Source organism: Polaromonas sp. P1_F9, assembly GCF_056405615.1.
Genome location: NZ_JBFUBT010000007.1, coordinates 166,178 through 183,697, shown reverse-complemented (window position 1 = coordinate 183,697; position 17,520 = coordinate 166,178). Strand labels below are relative to the sequence as shown.

Below are 17,520 nucleotides of genomic sequence, written 5' to 3'. Positions count from 1 at the left end.
AGCATGATGTCCCATCTCCCGACCCTGCCCGCGTTGCTTGAGCACGCGCGCAACCCGCCGCCGCGCAAAGGCATTTCCCCGTTCCAGGTCGCTATTATTTTGATAGCTGGTTGCACCCATGCAGTAAGCATGGCCTGGCCTTTTGATTTTGGTTTTGCACAGGGCCAGCCGCTGTGGTGGCTGCAACTTCTGGCGCTTTTCCTGTTTGCCGCGCAACTTGACAGCTGCCGCTCCTGGAAGCGCGCCGCCTGGATGGGCGGCCTTTTCGGCACGGCGATGTTGTGCAGCACCTTCTGGTGGCTGTTCATTTCCATGCACTACTACGGCGGGCTGGCAGCGCCCCTCACCGTACTGGCCATCGTGCTGCTCGCCGCCTTTCTGGGGCTCTACTACGCAGCGGCCTGCGCATTTTTCGTGAAGCTGGCGCCCAGGCGCAGGCTGCCACGTGCCACGGTGTTTGCAGCCCTCTGGCTGCTGGCAGAGCTGGCCCGGGTCGAATTCTTTACCGGCTTTCCCTGGGGGGAGGGCGGCTATGCCCACGTCGACGGCTGGGCCAGGCCGCTGGCCGCGTGGGTGGGCGTGCATGGGCTGACTTTCCTGGCCGCGCTGGTTGCAGCATGGCTGGCGATGACACTGCGCGCATCCCATGTGCAGTGGCTCAATGTGACCGGCATCCTGGTTGTCTGCATAGTGGCGGGTTATCTGCCGGTGCAAAGTGCCTGGCCTGGCGACGCCCCGGCCCAGCCGGCCGAGGCGCTGGGCGTCACGCTGCTGCAGGGGAACATTCCCCAGAACGAAAAATTCCAGCCCGGCACAGGCGTGGCCACGGCGCTGCGCTGGTACGGCCAGCAGCTGCGCGATGCAAAAGCGCCGCTGGTGGTGGCGCCTGAAACCGCCATCCCCGTGCTGCCCCAGCAATTGCCGGAAGGCTATTGGCAAGCGCTGCAGGCAAGGTTTGCCGCCGGCAACCAGGCGGCATTGATCGGCCTGCCGATTGGCAGCTCCCAGGCCGGGTACGCCAACTCTGTGCTGGGCTTCAAGCCTGGGCAAGCAGAGCCATACCGCTTCGACAAGCATCACCTGGTGCCGTTCGGCGAGTTCATACCGCCAGGCTTCAGGTGGTTCATCGACATGATGCACATCCCGCTGGGCGACTTCAACCGCGGCGCGGTCGGGCAGGCCTCCTTCGAATGGAAGGGCCAGCGGCTGGCGCCCAACATCTGCTACGAAGACCTTTTTGGCGAAGAGCTCGGTGCGCGCTTCATCGATCCTGCGCTCGCCCCGACGATCTTTGTCAATGTCAGCAACATCGCCTGGTTCGGCAACACTGTGGCGATTGACCAGCACCTGCAAATTTCGCGCATGCGCGCGCTGGAATTCAGCCGGCCGATGATCCGCGCCACCAACACGGGCGCCACGGTCATCATCGACCACCAGGGCAAGGTCACGCATTCGCTGGAACGCCACACGCGCGGCGTGCTGAACGGCGACGTCCAGGGCCGCAACGGCATCACGCCGTATGCCCAGTGGGTGTCCCGCTACGGCCTCTGGCCGCTGTGGGGTTTCGGGCTGGGCATTGCTGTTCTCGCGTTGGCGTTTCGTCGTCGCCGCTAAAAACAACAGTCTTTTAGGGCTCTAGCCCAAGTAGCATATTGGTTGGTAGCTATTGATTTAATAGCGATGACGAATTGCCAGCAGGGGCCGCGGAACTGGCTTTGCCAGGCCGCAGGCGCCGCCCCATGAGGGGGGAGGAGGCTACACGCAGTGAGCCTCAACGGAGGGGAGTCATTCCCTCGGCCATCACGCCATGCAATAGCTCCGGCAGCATTTCCAGCATGCGTAGCGCATCCTGTCCCGGCGGCGTGCTGCTCGCAAAATACATCTGGAGTGGCGCCTGGGCAAAGTCATGCAGCGGCACCGCTGTCAATGATTGCGGGTCCAGGTTGCTGGCCGTCAGGAAGTCCACCACCGTCCAGCCCATGCCGCGCTTGACCAGCTCCAGCGCCAGCAGCGAGGTATGCACCTGCAACCCTTCGGGGGCGGTCAGGCCCAGGTGGCGCGCCAGGTCGTCGATCGACTGGCACATCGGGTCTTCCCCCACCAGCCGTATCAGCGGCATGCTGGCCAGGAAGGACATCGGGTTCTGGCGCCTTGCCTTCACGGCCCGCTGCCAGATGTCGCGCGTGACGGCCAGGTAAAGCGGGCCGCTCACCAGCGTGGAGCTGGTCAACAACGGGTGTGGGTGTTCATAAAAACCAAGGGCAAAGTCCACGCTGCGAGTCAACAGTGCCTGCACCATCTGGTCCTGGTGCAGCGTGCGGACTTCGATGCGAACGCGCGGGTAGCGCGCCATGTGCCTTTCCAGCACCAGCGGCAGAAACTCGTGGCTGACGGACGGGATGGCCGCAAGCCGTACCTGGCCGCCGGCCGACTGCCGCAGGTTGACGGCAATGCGCTTGAGCCCGTCCAGCTTCTGGTGGATTTGTGAGGATTCTTCAAACAGCACGCGCGCTTCGGGCGTGGGGGCCAGCGTGCCCTTGCCTCGGGTAAAAAGTTTGTAGCCCAGTTGCAATTCCGTGTGCGCAATCGTCTTGCTGACGGCCGAGGGCGTGATGCAGATCAGCCGCGCAGCGGCGCTCATGTTGCCGGTCTGCATCACCGCCTGGAAAACTTCAAGTTGCCTGAGGTTCATGTCGCTGCGGGTATGTCGCTGCCGGGTCGCCGGAGATGCATGGGGCCATGCCGCTGAGGGGTGTGAGTTTTATTCATACCCCTCGTTACATTATGCATCGCTGAGGCGTGCCAGCGTCGCTACGATGAGCCACCTTTGGCCGCAAGGCCAGGGAAATCGCCGCACAGGCTGGTGAAACCGCTGGCTTTGCTCGCTGTGCGCAAAAAATCAGACAAATTCCATTTCCTTGGAGACATACATGCAAATAACCTCAACATTTCGTCATATGGGCGCCGCGCTCGGCCTGGTGGCGCTTACCACGCTCGGCGCGCCCGCGCTGGCGCAAACCGCCGCCAAACCCAATGTCGTGATCCTGGCCACCGGCGGCACCATTGCCGGCGCCGGCGCCTCAGCACTGAACAGCGCGACTTATGCCGCCGCCAAGGTGCCGGTCGACAAGTTGCTGGCCGGCCTGCCCGAGCTGGCCAACGTGGCCAACGTCAAGGGCGAGCAGGTCTCGCAAATCGCTTCCGAGAGTTTCACCAATGACAACCTCATGAAGCTGGGGAAGCGCATCTCGGCGCTGGTCAAGCAACCCGACGTGGACGGCATCGTCGTCACCCACGGCACCGACACCCTGGAAGAAACCGCCTACTTCCTGAACCTCGTGATCCGCACCAGCAAGCCCATCGTGGTGGTGGGTTCCATGCGCCCGGGTACGGCGCTGTCGGCCGACGGCGCGTTGAACCTGTTTAACGCGGTGAGCGTGGCTGCCAGCAAGGATGCCGCAGGAAAAGGCGTGCTGGTCACCATGAATGACGAGCTGCAAAGCGGCCGCGATGTCACCAAAACCATCAACATCAAGACCGAGGCCTTCAAGAGCCAGTGGGGCCCGCTGGGCATGGTGGTGGAAGGCCAGAACTACTGGTTCCGCGCGCCCGTGAAGCGCCACACCGCGCAGTCCGAATTCAACATTGATGAATTCGAAGCGCTGGCCCCCGTCGACATCGTCTATGGCTACGGCAACGTGCCGCGCTCCGCAGTGGACTCTGTTGGCAAGACCGCCATCAAGGCACTGATCCATGGCGGCACAGGCAACGGCTCCGTGGCTGACCGCGTGGTTCCCGCGCTGCAGGAAGTTCGCGCCAAGGGCATCCAGGTTGTGCGTTCCTCGCGTGTGCCTGAAGGTTTTGTGCTGCGCAACGCCGAGCAGCCCGATGACAAGTACGACTGGGTGGTCGCGCATGACCTGAACCCGCAAAAGGCGCGCATCCTGGCCTCCGTCGCCTTGACGAAGAACATTGACAGCAAGGAACTGCAGCGCATCTTCTGGCAATACTGAGTTTTTGCGTAATCAGAAAAAGAGGGCGATGCCGGCAGCGGCGTCGCCCTTTTTCGTTCTAGCTGCGTACGCGGGAAGTGCTTACAGCTGGCTCATGCCGCCGTCGACGATCAGCTCGGTACCGACGATAAAAGCTGCGTCCGGCGATGACAAATACACCACGGCGCTGGCCACTTCGTCGGGTGTGCCGAAGCGTTTCAGCGGCACTTGCGCCTGGATGCCGGCGGCCAGCGCATCGAGCTGGTCTGCAGGCACGCCAAGCTTGCCATACAGCGGCGTCGTGACCGGGCCGGGGCTCACCACATTGACGCGGATGCCACGCGCCACCAGTTCACCCGACAGCGTTTTTGCCAGCGAAATCAGCGCGGCCTTGCTGGCGGCATACACGCTGGAGTTGGGCATGCCGATGTGGGCGTTGATCGAGCCGTTCAGGACGATGGCGGCGCCCGTGTTCAGCAGCGGCGACAGCGCCTGGATCGCAAAGAATGCGCCCTTGACGTTGACGTTGAAGGTGTCGTCCCAGAGTGCTTCGTCCACGCTTTCCAGCGGGGCGAATTTGGCCAGGCCGGCATTGATGAACACGGCGTCCAGCGTGATGCCTTCGGCAGTCAATGCGCTGGCCAGCGCCTGGGCCGAGCCGCTGGCGCCTGCGTCGTTGCGCAGGGCGATGGCGCCTGTGCCCAGTTGGGCTTTGGCCTGGTCCAGTGTGGCCTGGTCGCGGCCAGTAATAACAACGCGAGCGCCTTGTCCGGCGAATTGCAAGGCAGTGGCCAGGCCGATGCCGCTGTTGCCGCCCGTGACCAGCACGGTCTTGTTGGCGAAGCGGGGTGTGAATGAAGTGGTTTGCGTGGTCATGTCGATTCCTTTGTCTTGGTTGGGGTTCCTGGTTCGGTGGCTTCCTGCCTGCCGATGAGTCCAATGTAAGTTTTATCTTCTATTGGAGGAAGGCCGTAAAAATGATCTAATCATTCATCTTTAATGAATGATTGGGGCTGAAATGGACCGGCTGCGTGCGTTCGAGGTGTTTGCCAGCGTGGTGGGCCGCGGCAGTTTCACGCGTGCGGCCGATGCGCTCGACACCTCGCCGGCCAACGTCACCCGCTACATCAATGAGCTGGAAGCCCACCTCGGCACGCGCCTGCTCAACCGCAGCTCGCGCAAGCTCTCGCTCACCGAAAGCGGCGAAGCGCTGTACGAGCGCAGCAAGTCGATTCTTGAAGAAGTGGCCGACGCGGAGGCGCTGGCCTCGTCGGCCACCCTGCAGCCGCGCGGGCGCCTGCGCATCAACGCGCCTGTGAGCTTTGGCATCCGGCACCTGGCGCCGCTGTGGCCGCGCTTCATGCAAAGCTATCCGGAGGTGGAACTCGACATTGCCCTCAGCGACCGCGTGGTGGACATCGTGGAAGAAGGCTACGACCTCGCCATACGCGTTTCACGCGCGGGGCCGGCCACCCATGCGGCGCGCAAGCTGGCGACTTCCTGCAACATCCTCTGTGCCGCACCGGCGTACCTGAAAAAGCACGGTCACCCTGCTGTGCCCGCCGACCTCGCGGGCCACCGCTGCCTGGGCTACACCTATGCGGCCACCGCCAACGAATGGCATTTCATCGACGGCGAGGGGCGCCCGCATGTGGTCAAGGTCAACTACATCATGCACGCCAACAATGGCGATACCGCCCGCGAGGCGGCCGTGGCCGGGCTGGGCATCATCTGGCAGCCGGCCTTCCTGGTCGGGGAGGACCTGCGCGAAGGCCGGCTGGTGCCCCTGCTGCCGGACTACCGCATGCCTGAAATCGACGTGCTGGCGGTGTACCCCAGCCGCCGGCACCTGAGCGCCAAGGTCCGTGTGATGGTGGATTTTCTGGTCGAGGCCTTCAAGACCGGGCCAGGCTGGTACGTGCCGCCCACCCAGATGCCGCACACCAAGGCGCCCGCGCGCCGCCGCGTAAAATGACCGGCTTGGCGGCCGCCACCTGAGGCGCCGCTTCCCGGGCCTGCAAGCAGGTACCCCGCGTTTGGCAAAACTCCACTCTTATGCTTACTTTCCAGCAAATTATTTTGAAGCTGCAGTCCTATTGGGCCGACCAGGGTTGCGCGCTGCTGCAGCCCTACGACATGGAAGTCGGCGCAGGCACCTCGCACACCGCGACGTTTCTGCGCGCGCTGGGCCCCGAGCCCTGGAAAGCCGCCTATGTGCAGCCCAGCCGCCGCCCCAAGGACGGCCGCTACGGCGAGAACCCCAACCGCCTGCAGCATTACTACCAGTACCAGGTCGTGCTCAAGCCGGCACCGGCCAATATCCTTGAGCTCTACCTCGGCTCTCTGGAAGCGCTGGGCTTTGACCTGAAGAAAAACGACATCCGTTTTGTCGAAGACGATTGGGAAAATCCGACGCTGGGCGCCTGGGGCCTGGGCTGGGAAGTCTGGCTCAACGGCATGGAAGTCACGCAGTTCACCTACTTCCAGCAGGTCGGCGGCATCGACTGCAAACCCGCCACCGGCGAAATCACCTACGGCCTGGAACGCCTGGCCATGTACCTGCAAGGCGTGGACAACGTCTACAACCTGACCTGGACCGAAGGGCCTGATGGCTCAAAGCTCAGCTACGGCGACGTCTACAAACAGAACGAGGTGGAGCAGTCGACCTACAACTTCGAACACAGCGACGCCGATTTCCTCTTCACCGCCTTCACCGCGCACGAAAAGCAGGCCAAACACCTGATCGACGTGCAATTGGCCCTGCCGGCCTATGAGCAGGTGCTGAAAGCTGCCCACAGCTTCAACCTGCTGGACGCTCGCGGCGCGATCAGCGTGACCGAGCGCGCCGCCTACATCGGCCGCATCCGCAACCTGGCCCGCGCCGTGGCGCAAAGCTATTACGAAAGCCGCGAGCGCCTGGGTTTCCCGATGGCGCCGCGCGAATGGGTCGAGCAGATGGCGAAGAAGGCGGCGTAATGATTCTGGAAATCGCCCAGTTGCAGGTCAAGCCCGGCGAAGCGCCCGCTTTCGAGGAGGCTTTTGCCCAGGCGCAGGCCATCATCGCGTCAATGGGCGGCTACCTGGGCCACGAGTTGCAGCGCTGCCTGGAAAACGACCACCACTACATGCTGCTGGTGCGCTGGAACACCCTGGAAGACCACACCGTGGGGTTCCGCCAGTCAGAGCCCTACCAGGCATGGCGCAAGCTGCTTCACCATTTTTACGATCCGTTTCCCACGGTGTTGCACTACGCCGATGCCACACCAAAACGGTGAGCTGATCTCCGATGCCCACCATCTTTTCCCACATCGCCGTCCCCATTGCAGCCGCAGTGGCGCTGGGCAGCAAGCGGATACCGCCTTCCATGTTGCTGGCGGGCATGGTCGCGGCCATCCTTCCCGACTTTGACGGAGTCGCTTTCAAGCTCGGCATCCATTACGGCGGTATCTGGGGGCATCGCGGCTTTACCCATACCCTGGGCTTTGCGCTCGTGATGGGCCTCATCGGCTGGTGGCTGGCTCGGCACTGGAAACTGGCGCCATGGCAAGGCTATGCGTGGATCGCGCTTTGCGCGTTCTCGCATCCCCTGCTGGACACTCTGACCAATGGCGGCGTGGCCATTCCACTCTACTGGCCGTTTTCCGATCAGCGGTTTTTCAGCCCCTGGCGGCCCGTTGAGGTGTCGCCGGTCTCCTTTTCCCGGTTCTTCACGCAACGCGGCGCCGACGTGTTGCTCAATGAGATCCAAACCATCTGGCTGCCGCTGATGGTTGCAGCCCTGGCCATTTTTGCGCTCCGACATTCCCGAAAAAACCAATGAACGCCTCCCAAAATCTTCTCGTTGAACTGTTTGTCGAAGAGCTGCCGCCCAAGGCGCTCAAAAAGCTGGGCGATGCCTTTGCTGGCGTGCTGTTCGAGCAGCTCAAGGCCCAGGGCCTGACGGCGGCAGATTCGGCCCTCACGGCATTTGCCTCTCCACGCCGGCTGGCCGCGCATGTTACGGCGGTGGCCGCACAGGCCGCCGACAAGGCCGTTTCGCAAAAACTCATGCCGGTGACGGTGGGGCTGGATGCTTCGGGCAATGCCACACCCGCGCTGCTCAAAAAACTGCAGGCGCTGGGCGCCGATGCGTCGGCCGTGGCTGGCCTCAAGCGTGCGCCCGACGGCAAGGCAGAGGCGCTGTTTTATGACAGCAACGTCAAGGGCGCGACTTTGACGGAAGGCCTGCAAAAGGCGCTGCTCGAAGCAATTGCCAAATTGCCGATCCCCAAAGTCATGACCTATCAGCTGGCCGACGGCTGGAGCGATGTGAAATTTGTGCGCCCGGCGCACGGCCTGGTCGCGCTGCATGGCAGCTCGGTGGTCGCTATCGAGGCTTTGGGCCTGAAGGCCGGCAACATCACACACGGCCACCGCTTTGAAGCGGCCGTCGATCCGGTGGTGCTCAAGGATGCCGACAGCTACGCCGCTACCCTGCAAAAAGACGGCGCCGTGATCGCCAGTTTTGCCGCGCGCAAAGCCGAAATCATCAAGCAGCTTGCTGCAGCCGCAGCCAAAGTTGGCGGCGGTGCCAGGGCGATTGAAGACGACGCCCTGCTCGACGAAGTGACCGCACTGGTCGAACGTCCCAACGTGCTGGTCTGCGAATTCGAAAAAGAATTCCTCGGCGTGCCGCAGGAATGCCTGATCCTCACGATGAAGGCCAACCAGAAGTACTTCCCGCTGCTGGACGCGTCGGGCAAGCTCACCAACAAGTTTCTCGTCGTCAGCAATATCAGCCCAACGGATGCCAGTGCCGTGATTGGCGGCAATGAGCGCGTGGTGCGCCCCCGACTGGCGGATGCCAAATTCTTCTTCGACCAGGACCGCAAGAAGACGCTGGCTTCGCGCGTTGAAGGCCTGGGCAAAGTGGTGTATCACAACAAGCTGGGCACGCAGGGTGAACGTACGCAACGCGTTCGTGCCATCGCTGAAGGCATTGCCAAACAGCTCAACGCCAACGTGGCCGACGTACAGCGCGCAGCCGAACTGGCCAAGACTGATCTGGTGACCGACATGGTGGGCGAGTTCCCCGAACTGCAAGGCACCATGGGCCGTTACTACGCGCTCAACGACGGCCTTAACGCCGACGTGGCCGACGCGATTGAAGACCACTACAAGCCGCGTTTTGCCGGCGACGAGTTGCCGCGCAATACCATCGGCGTGATCGTTGCGCTGGCCGACAAGCTGGAAACGCTGGTCGGCATGTTCGGCATTGGCAATCTGCCGACCGGCGACAAGGACCCGTTCGCGCTGCGCCGCCATGCGCTGGGCGTGATCCGCATGCTGGTCGAGAAAGACCTGCCCCTGGGCTTGCTCGAACTGGTGCAAGGCGCGCAGCCGGTGTTCGGCGACAAGATTCAGGACGCGTCCATCGCATTGGCCGATTTCATCTACGACCGCCTCGCAGGCTCCCTGCGCGAGCAGGGCTACAGCGCGCAAGAGGTCGATGCCGTGCTGGCCCTCAAACCCCAGCGCCTGGGCGATGTGGCCAAACGCCTGTCGGCAGTGCGCGCCTTTGCCGCACTGCCCGAAGCACCGGCTCTCGCTGCGGCCAACAAGCGCGTCGGCAACATCCTGAAGAAGGCTGAAGGCACGGTTGAAGCTGCCGTCAAACCTGAGCTGCTGCAGGAAGCCGCCGAGAAATCCCTCGCTGATGCATTGAATACCGTAGGGCCTAAAGCCGAAGCCGCTTTTGCCTCCGGCGACTACGCGGCCTCGCTGCAGGCCTTGGCCGCGCTCAAGGCGCCGGTTGATGCCTTCTTCGACGGCGTGATGGTCAATGCTGAAGACCCAGCGCTGCGCGCCAACCGCCTCGGCTTGCTGGCGACGCTGCATCAGGCCATGAACCGGGTGGCTGATCTCTCCAAACTAGCCACATGATGAGCCCCCACGCTCCGCACTTCGTATCGTCGCTGCCCCCCGAGGGAGCTGGCCGGCCTTGGGGCGGCCCGGCGGCCGCCCGATCTTTTTTGGTAAGGTAAAACACCATGAAACTCGTCATCCTCGACCGCGACGGCACCATCAACAGCGACAGCGACGACTTCGTCAAGGCACCGGACGAGTGGCTGCCGCTGCCAGGTTCGCTGGAGGCCATTGCGCGCCTGAACCATGCCGGCTGGCACGTCGTGATCGCGTCCAACCAGTCGGGCCTGGGGCGTGGCCTCTTTGACGTGGCGGCGCTCAACGCCATGCACGCCAAGATGCACAAGCTGCTGGCAGCTGTCGGCGGGCGCATCGATGCGGTGTTTTACTGCCCGCACGCCCCCGAAGACAGCTGCACCTGCCGCAAACCGCTGCCCGGGCTTTTCGAGCAGATCGGCGCGCGTTTCGGCGTGCCGCTCAAAGGCGTGCCCACCGCAGGGGATTCTTTGCGTGACCTGCAGGCCGGCGCGGCGGCCGGGTGCGAACCGCACCTGGTGCTGACGGGCAAGTCGGCGCGGTACCGCAGCGGCGGGCAGCCCGAGGGCCTGCCCGAAGGCACGCAGGTGCACACCGATTTATCGGCCTTTGCCGATTTCATCCTGGAACGCAGCGCCCGGCCCCTGCAGGTGGCCCTGTAAGCGGTGCTATAAAAATGCTAGCTGCTTGCGCCCGCCATATAAGGGCTGAAGCCTTAAAACATCGTGAAAATGCTGCGCAGCAGCATCCACAACCTGCCTGATACCGGAAACCTTGACATGCGCCTGATTCGATCAATTCTTCATCTGCTGTGGATGGCCGTCACGGTGATTCCCTGGGCTACTTTCGTCGTGATCGCCTCCCTGTTCGTCAGCAGCAACACCATGTACTGGATGTGCGCGGGCTGGCTGCGCGTGGCGGTCAGCGGTGGCACCTTCATCCTGGGCATCAAGAACCGGGTAACCGGCATGGAAAACCTGCCCACGGGCCAGACCAGCGCCGCCGTGCTGCTGCTCAAGCACCAGAGCACCTGGGAGACCCTGTGCATGCCCACGCTGATGCCGCACCCCCTGGCCTATGTGTTCAAGAAAGAGCTGCTCTACGTGCCGTTCTTCGGCTGGGCCATGGCGCGCATGGACATGATCCACATCGATCGCAGCCAGCGGTCGCAGGCTTTCAACAAGGTCGTCGTGCAGGGCAAGCGCCTGATGGCGCAGGGCACCTGGGTCATCATGTTCCCCGAAGGCACGCGCATCCCGCGCGGCCAGAAGGGTACTTACAAATCCGGCGGTACGCGCCTGGCCATTGAAACCGGCGCTCCCGTCATCCCGATTGCCGTGACCTCGGCCAAATGCTGGCCGCGCAAGGCCTTCATCAAAACCCCGGGCATTGTCGACATCTCGATCGGCAAACCGATCGACAGCACCGGCCGCCAGCCCGACGAGTTGATGCGCGAGGTGGAAACCTGGATCGAGGCCGAAATGCGCCGGCTGGACCCCGAGGCTTATGCCGGTGAAGTGGTCGCCGCGCCCGCCACACCCGTCGCACCCAATACCTGAGCGGCCAGCCTGCCCATGCTGTCAAGCTAAACTGCCATGATGCAACGGCTTCTTCAGTTCACGCTCGACCTGTTTGATTCCGCGCCGGCGCCGCTTGCTGGCGTTCCCGGTGGCTCCAAAACCAGAAAAAACAGGCCAAAAAAGCCTGTAGCCCCCATAAATCCTGCGCCGACCGCTATCGAAAACATAGCGAATGGTGAGTTCGTGGGGCCGCAGCTTCCCGCCCAAACCTTACAGCAGGCCCTGGCACCCGCGACCTTCCGCCACCCGCGTGCCACCCGTGAGACCGTGCTGGACGGCATTTTGGTGGCCTATGAGTTCCGGCGCAGCAAGCGCAAGACCATCGGTTTTTCAGCCGGCGCTGACGGCCTCACGGTGAGTGCGCCCAAATGGGTGCCGCTGTATGAAATCGACAAGGCGGTGCTGGAAAAATCCGGCTGGATCCTGGCCAAGCTGCAGGAAACCCGCGCCCGCCATGAGCGCCTGGAGTCCGCGCGCATTGACTGGAAGGACGGCACCACGCTGCCTTTCCTGGGCGACCAGGTCATTGTGGTGATCGATCCGCGGCACGCTTTTGGCGGTGTCGGCGCCGAACTCAAAACCGGCACCGCCGCCGCCGAAGTCTTGTTGCAGGGCGACGGCGATGCGGCCAATGGCACCTTGCCCGGTGTGGCGCAGCTGACGCTGCATGTGGGCCTGCCCCACCATGCCACGCCCGAGCAGATCCGCGACGCCGTGCAGGCCTGGCTGATGCGCCAGGCCAAGCGCATCTTTACCGAGCGGCTCAATCATTTCGCGCCGCACCTGGGCGTGCAGTGGCACAAGCTCAGCCTTTCCAGTGCCGGCACCCGCTGGGGCAGCGCCAGCGCCGATGGGTCCATCCGGCTGAACTGGCGCTTGATCCATTTCAAGCAGTCGGTGATCGACTACGTGGTGGTTCATGAATTGAGCCATTTGCGTGTCATGGACCACAGCCCGCGTTTTTGGGACACCGTGCGCGCGGTGGTGCCCGACTACGCCGAGCTGCGCGGCCAGCTCAAGGACGAAGCAATTCCCCGCTGGTAGGCCGGCGCCGCTGCGTTTGGCATGCCCCCGTTGAGCCACGTCAAAGGGGGTACAAATCACAGTACTGCGGCGTTTCTTTACTTGGTAATATGAGAAAGGCACAAAAAACACCAAAACGACAGGGATTGACTCCGTGCACCTGAAGTCCACATGAACGACAAACTCATACTTGTAGTTGAAGACAATCCGGACCACCTGGAACTGACCGTGCTGACGCTGGAGGAGCAGGGCGTCACGGCCGAGATTGCCGTCGCCCGGGACGGTGTGCAGGCGCTGGACTTTCTATTCGGCCAGGGTGCCCACGCGGGGCGCGACACGCAAAGGCAGCCGGCTTTCATCCTGCTCGACATGAAGCTGCCCAAACTGTCCGGCCTGGACGTACTGCGCAGCGTGCGGGCCAATCCCCTGACCGCGCTGGTGCCGGTGGTCATGCTGACATCTTCCAGCGAGCGGTCCGACATCGTGGCGTGTTACCAGAGCGGGGCCAACGGATTTGTCCGTAAACCCGTCGATTTTGGGGGGCTGACCGAAAAGCTCAACCGCCTGCAGGCCTACTGGCTGGGCGTCAATGAATCCATCGCGGCCGGCTGACATCCCGTGACGCACCGGTGGCCCAGAAACACCCGGTGCCGGTACCTGCGGCGCTGATGCCATGAAGCTTCATATCACGCTGCGGACCCGCCTTGTCATGCTCGTGCTGGTTGCGATAGTGCCGATGTTTGGCCTGTCCATTTTCAAGGCCGTCTACAACGCCGACACCGCCGTCGAGCGCGCCCAGACCGACCTGCAATTCGCCGCATCGCTGGCCGCATCCAGCCAGCAGCGCCTGGCGGAATCGGCCCGGCAGATACTGACGGCAATTGTTCATGTGCCCGGCCTGCGGGACGGCAACGCCGACCGCTGCAACCGCTACCTTGTAGAGCTCAACAAGCTGTTTCCGCTTTACGCCAATTTCGGCATTGTGGGAACGGACGGCTATGCGCTGTGCAACGGGCAGGAAGGCGTGCGGCTCGGCTACCTGGGCGACCGCGCCTATTTCCGCAATGCCGTTGAGCAGCGCAGCTTTGTGGTGGGTGAATACATTGTGGGGCGTGCCACGGGCCGGCCTTCCATCACATTTGCGTTGCCCCTCCTGGACAAGGACGGGCGCGTTGACATCGTGGCCTTTGCGTCGGTTGACCTGGCCGAGATGGCGAAATCCACCATCGACCTCCAGTTGCCGCCCGGCGCCGCGCTGGGCATACACGACCGCAGCGGCGTGCTGCTGGCGGGCAAGCCCGACCTTCCCATACGCATCGGGCAGGTGGCAAGAAGCCCCGTGCTGAGGGCGGCCGTGCAACAGATGCGTACTGGAACCAGCGATGGGGAGGACGGCACCGGGCAACGCCGCCTGTGGGCTTTCATGCCCAGCAGCCCCGACATACACGCCGCTTTTTTTGTGGCGGTCAGCCTGGACCGCGAACTGGTCGTGGGCGCCAGCCGGGAGCAGCTGTGGCTGGAACTGGTGGTGTTGTTGCTGGTGGCATTTGTGGGCGGCGGCGTCGCCTGGGTCATTGGCGGGCGCGCCATCGTGGAGCCCACCCGAAACATCCTTGAGGCCATCCGGCAGCTTCAGAACGGCCGGCTGGATGTCCGGATACCGCCAGGCTGGCCTGACGACTTCGGGGAGTTTGCGAGGATATCCACGGGCTTTAACCGCATGGCCGAGTCGCTTGAGCAACATCGGAATGTCCTGGAGGCCGAACTGGCAAACAGCGAAGCCATCCAGCAGAAACTGCGGGACGCCCAGCGCCTTGGCCGCATCGGCTACTGGCAGCTGGACACCGGCACCGATGAAAGCTGGTGGTCCGATGAGGTTTACGAGGTGCTCGGTGTTGACCGCGCGACCTTCGACAGGAGTCATGGCGCATTCATGCAGCTGGTCCATCCCGGGGACCGCAAGGCCTTCAAGGAACGGCGCGATCTGTCCGTTCGGACCAACCAGCCGCTGGACATTGAATTCCGCATCGTTACATCCGCCGGCGAGATTCGATGGGTTCACCTGTTTGGCCGCGCTGACGAAGCGCAGCCCGGAGACATCGGGCAGGAGGGGCAAGGCGCGGGCCGCGGCCCGTCGGGACGCCGCCGCTCCGGCGTGATCCAGGAAATTACCGACCGCAAGCGCGCGGAACTGGTGGTTGCCCGCAGCACGGAGCTGCTGAACCGCACCGGTGCGCTGGGGAAAGTCGGCGGATGGGAGGTCGTTGTCGACACCATGACGCCTTACTGGTCCGAAGAGATTTACCGCATCCACGAACTCGATCCGGCGGCCGGCCTGGGGGTTGAGGAGGCGCTCGACTTTTATGCACCCGAAGCGCGGCGCACCATCCGCTCGGTCGCCCTGGCTGCCCTGAAGCAGGCAACGCCATGGGACCTGGAGCTGCCCCTCATCACGGCAAAGGGCCGGCGCATCTGGGTGCGCACACAGGGCCGGGCTTTGCAGCGGGACGGCAAGGTCGTGAGCCTGGTCGGCGTGCTGCAGGACATCACGGAACAGCACGAAGCGCAGGCGCACCTGCGCCTTCTGGAAACCGCCGTATCACGGCTCAATGACATTGTGCTCATCACCGAGGCCGCACCCATCGATGGCGCCGGCCCGCGCATCATCTTTGTCAACGACGCTTTTGAACGCCGTACGGGTTATACGCGTGAAGAGGTGCTGGGAAAAACGCCACGCCTGATGCAGGGCCCCAAAACGCAGCGGGACGAGCTCGACCGCATCAAGGCCGCACTGGAAAAATGGCAGCCCGTACGTGCCGAGCTGATCAATTACACCAAGAGCGGCGAGGAAGTCTGGCTGGAGCTCGACATTGTTCCGATCACCGACACCAAAGGCCACTACACCCACTGGGTCGCGGTGCAGCGCGACATCACCCGGCGCAAGCTGGCGGAGCAGGCGCTGGTAGAAAGCGAGCACCGCTACTCGGCCCTGTTTGAAATGGCGCCGATCCCGATGTGGGTTTTTGACGCCGAGACCTATCGCTTCCTCACGGTCAACGAAGCCGCCGTCAAGAGTTATGGCTATACGATGGAAGAGTTTCTGTCGATGACGATCTACGACATTCGCAGCGAAGCGGAGGCCCAAAACCTGCGGGCCCAGCACGCCGCCTCGCCTTTGATCGTCAAGGAGCGCTGGGAGCATCGCCGCAAGGACGGGTCGTTTTTCACCGCCCGCCCTTTTTCAACCTCAGTGCGGTATGCCGGCCGGCCGGCGCGTTTTGTCCTGGCACTGGATATCTCGGCCCAGGTCAAGGTTGAAAATGAGGTCCAGGAACACCTGTACACCTTGCAGCGCGCCGCTGACGCGGCCCAGGCCATCACCTGGCACCAGACGCTTGAAAGCACCATGCACGAGGCGGCCGAACAGGCCCGGGGGGTGATAGGCGCGCACCAGGCGATCGTCAGCCTCACCGTGAACAGCGACTGGGGGCAGGCCATCAACGCCCTGTCGCTTTCCGAAAAATATGCGAAATACCGGGACATGATCGAGGCGCCCGACGGCACCGGCATTTACGCCCTGGTCTGCCAGACCAACCGGTCCATGCGCATGACACAGGCCGAGTTGGAGGCGCATCCGCGCTGGCGCGGCTTCGGCAGTTATGCCGACAAGCATCCGGCCATGCGCGGCTGGCTGGCCGTGCCACTGACGGGCCGCGACGGCAAGAACATCGGGCTGCTCCAGCTGTCCGACAAATACGAGGGCGAGTTCACGCAGGAGGACGAATATGTGGCGCTCGAACTGGCCCAGCTCGCGTCCATCGCCATCCAGAACTCCCGCCTGATCGAGGAGGTCAGCCAGCTCAACACCGGACTGGAGCAGAAAGTCGCCGAGCGCACACTGGCGCTGGAGCGGCAAGAGGCGCTCTTCCGGGCGCTGGCCGAACAGGCGCCCCAGGTGGTATGGACCAGCGACCCGGACGGCGCGGCCACCTACTTCAACCGCGCCTGGTTTGACCTGGCAGGCGGCAAGATGGAGGACTGGACCGGCACGCAGTGGTTTACGGCCATTCATCCGGACGACCTCCCCGATATCAGGGCCCGCTGGCAGGTCGCCCGGGAGACGCGGTCGCAATATTCGGGCATACGCCGCGTGCTGGCCAGGGACGGCGTGCACACCATGTCCTACCGCGCATCGCCCGTGCTGGACGAACGCGGTGAAGTGGCTTTTTGGGTGGGCATCGACGCGGACATCACCGAGATCAAGGCCATTGAAGCCGCCCTGCGCCTGTCCAACCAGGAACTCGAAGCGTTTTCATACTCCGTGTCGCACGACCTTCGCTCGCCGTTGAACACCGTGGACGGCTTCAGCCGCCTGCTGGGCAAGCATCTGGGGGCCGATGCCGGCGAGAAGGTGACGCACTACCTGGCACGCATCCAGGCCGGCGTGGCGCAGATGGGGCAGCTGATCGAAGACCTGCTGTCGCTGGCGCAGGTGTCGCGCACCCCCCTGAACAACAAGGTGGTGGACCTGTCGGAGCTTGCCCGCATCATCCTGGACGAATGGCAGGTGCGCGACCCCGAGCGCAAGGTTGCGGTGAACATCGAAAAAGGGCTGAAGGCGCATGGCGACAGCCGGCTGGTCCGGGTGGTGATGGAGAACCTGATCGGCAACGCCTGGAAGTTCAGCGCCCAGCAACCCCTCAGCGAAATCACGGTAGGCTGCCAGCTTGATGCCGCGGGGCTGCCGGAGTTTTTCGTCAGGGACAACGGTGCCGGCTTTGACATGGCTTATGCCGACAAGCTCTTCAAGCCGTTTCAGCGCCTGCATGCTGTCGCGGAGTTTCCGGGCACGGGCATCGGGCTGGCCACCGTCAGCCGCGTGATCAAGCGGCATGGCGGCAGGTTGTGGGCCGAGGCGGCGCCCGGCAAGGGGGCAACGTTCTTCTTCACCCTGCCCACAGCACCGCTGTCTCCCTGACGCTGGC

Annotated in this window: 14 protein-coding genes; 12 read left to right on the top strand and 2 right to left on the bottom strand. The window is 63.4% G+C overall.

The annotated features are described in order from the left end of the window. Positions 1 to 3 precede the first annotated feature (3 nt). Positions 4 to 1,614: an apolipoprotein N-acyltransferase gene (lnt, locus tag AC1DYR_RS19795; RefSeq protein WP_477706600.1), complete on the top strand. Its 1,611-nt coding sequence runs from the start codon at positions 4 to 6 to the stop codon at positions 1,612 to 1,614. Positions 1,615 to 1,771: 157 nt separating this feature from the next. Here the strand turns inward: lnt and AC1DYR_RS19790 are convergent, their stop codons facing one another. Further along, entirely contained in the window at positions 1,772 to 2,692 is a 921-nt protein-coding gene (locus tag AC1DYR_RS19790) for a LysR family transcriptional regulator (RefSeq protein WP_477706599.1), read from the bottom strand. A 265-nt stretch (positions 2,693 to 2,957) separates the two neighbouring features. On the opposite strand from AC1DYR_RS19790, the gene AC1DYR_RS19785 reads away from it, so the two are divergent. Then, positions 2,958 to 4,013 carry an asparaginase gene (locus tag AC1DYR_RS19785; protein WP_477706625.1) on the top strand — a complete coding sequence of 352 codons (1,056 nt, stop codon included), beginning with the start codon at positions 2,958 to 2,960 and terminating at the stop codon, positions 4,011 to 4,013. A gap of 81 nt (positions 4,014 to 4,094) precedes the next feature. Here the strand turns inward: AC1DYR_RS19785 and AC1DYR_RS19780 are convergent, their stop codons facing one another. After that, positions 4,095 to 4,868, bottom strand: a complete 774-nt coding sequence (locus tag AC1DYR_RS19780; protein ID WP_477706598.1) for an SDR family oxidoreductase — start codon at positions 4,866 to 4,868, stop codon at positions 4,095 to 4,097. 142 nt (positions 4,869 to 5,010) lie between these two features. On the opposite strand from AC1DYR_RS19780, the gene AC1DYR_RS19775 reads away from it, so the two are divergent. The 10 genes from AC1DYR_RS19775 to AC1DYR_RS19730 all read left to right on the top strand — a co-directional run bounded on the left by AC1DYR_RS19775 (position 5,011) and on the right by AC1DYR_RS19730 (position 17,513). Next, positions 5,011 to 5,967: a LysR family transcriptional regulator gene (locus AC1DYR_RS19775; protein WP_477706624.1), complete on the top strand. Its 957-nt coding sequence runs from the start codon at positions 5,011 to 5,013 to the stop codon at positions 5,965 to 5,967. A gap of 80 nt (positions 5,968 to 6,047) precedes the next feature. Next, positions 6,048 to 6,968: a glycine--tRNA ligase subunit alpha gene (glyQ, locus tag AC1DYR_RS19770; protein ID WP_348049382.1), complete on the top strand. Its 921-nt coding sequence runs from the start codon at positions 6,048 to 6,050 to the stop codon at positions 6,966 to 6,968. After that, a complete protein-coding gene (locus tag AC1DYR_RS19765; protein ID WP_477706597.1) occupies positions 6,968 to 7,267 on the top strand; it encodes an antibiotic biosynthesis monooxygenase family protein in 300 nt (99 codons plus the stop codon). The genes glyQ and AC1DYR_RS19765 overlap by 1 nt, the downstream gene beginning before the upstream one ends. An 11-nt stretch (positions 7,268 to 7,278) precedes the next feature. Then, complete coding sequence (locus AC1DYR_RS19760; protein WP_477706596.1) at positions 7,279 to 7,812, top strand: metal-dependent hydrolase; 534 nt, start codon at positions 7,279 to 7,281, stop codon at positions 7,810 to 7,812. Continuing rightward, positions 7,809 to 9,914 carry a glycine--tRNA ligase subunit beta gene (glyS, locus tag AC1DYR_RS19755; protein WP_477706595.1) on the top strand — a complete coding sequence of 702 codons (2,106 nt, stop codon included), beginning with the start codon at positions 7,809 to 7,811 and terminating at the stop codon, positions 9,912 to 9,914. The genes AC1DYR_RS19760 and glyS overlap by 4 nt, the downstream gene beginning before the upstream one ends. A gap of 107 nt (positions 9,915 to 10,021) precedes the next feature. Then, positions 10,022 to 10,594 carry a D-glycero-beta-D-manno-heptose 1,7-bisphosphate 7-phosphatase gene (gmhB, locus tag AC1DYR_RS19750; protein WP_477657525.1) on the top strand — a complete coding sequence of 191 codons (573 nt, stop codon included), beginning with the start codon at positions 10,022 to 10,024 and terminating at the stop codon, positions 10,592 to 10,594. 117 nt (positions 10,595 to 10,711) lie between these two features. Then, positions 10,712 to 11,491, top strand: coding sequence for a lysophospholipid acyltransferase family protein (locus AC1DYR_RS19745; RefSeq protein WP_477706623.1), 780 nt, complete (start codon positions 10,712 to 10,714; stop codon positions 11,489 to 11,491). A gap of 36 nt (positions 11,492 to 11,527) precedes the next feature. Further along, a complete protein-coding gene (locus AC1DYR_RS19740) occupies positions 11,528 to 12,556 on the top strand; it encodes a M48 family metallopeptidase (protein WP_477706594.1) in 1,029 nt (342 codons plus the stop codon). 150 nt (positions 12,557 to 12,706) lie between these two features. After that, entirely contained in the window at positions 12,707 to 13,147 is a 441-nt protein-coding gene (locus AC1DYR_RS19735; RefSeq protein ID WP_348049366.1) for a response regulator, read from the top strand. 61 nt (positions 13,148 to 13,208) lie between these two features. Further along, the gene (locus AC1DYR_RS19730; protein ID WP_477706593.1) at positions 13,209 to 17,513 is read left to right on the top strand and encodes a PAS domain S-box protein; all 4,305 of its coding nucleotides are present in this window, start codon (positions 13,209 to 13,211) and stop codon (positions 17,511 to 17,513) included. Positions 17,514 to 17,520 lie beyond the last annotated feature (7 nt).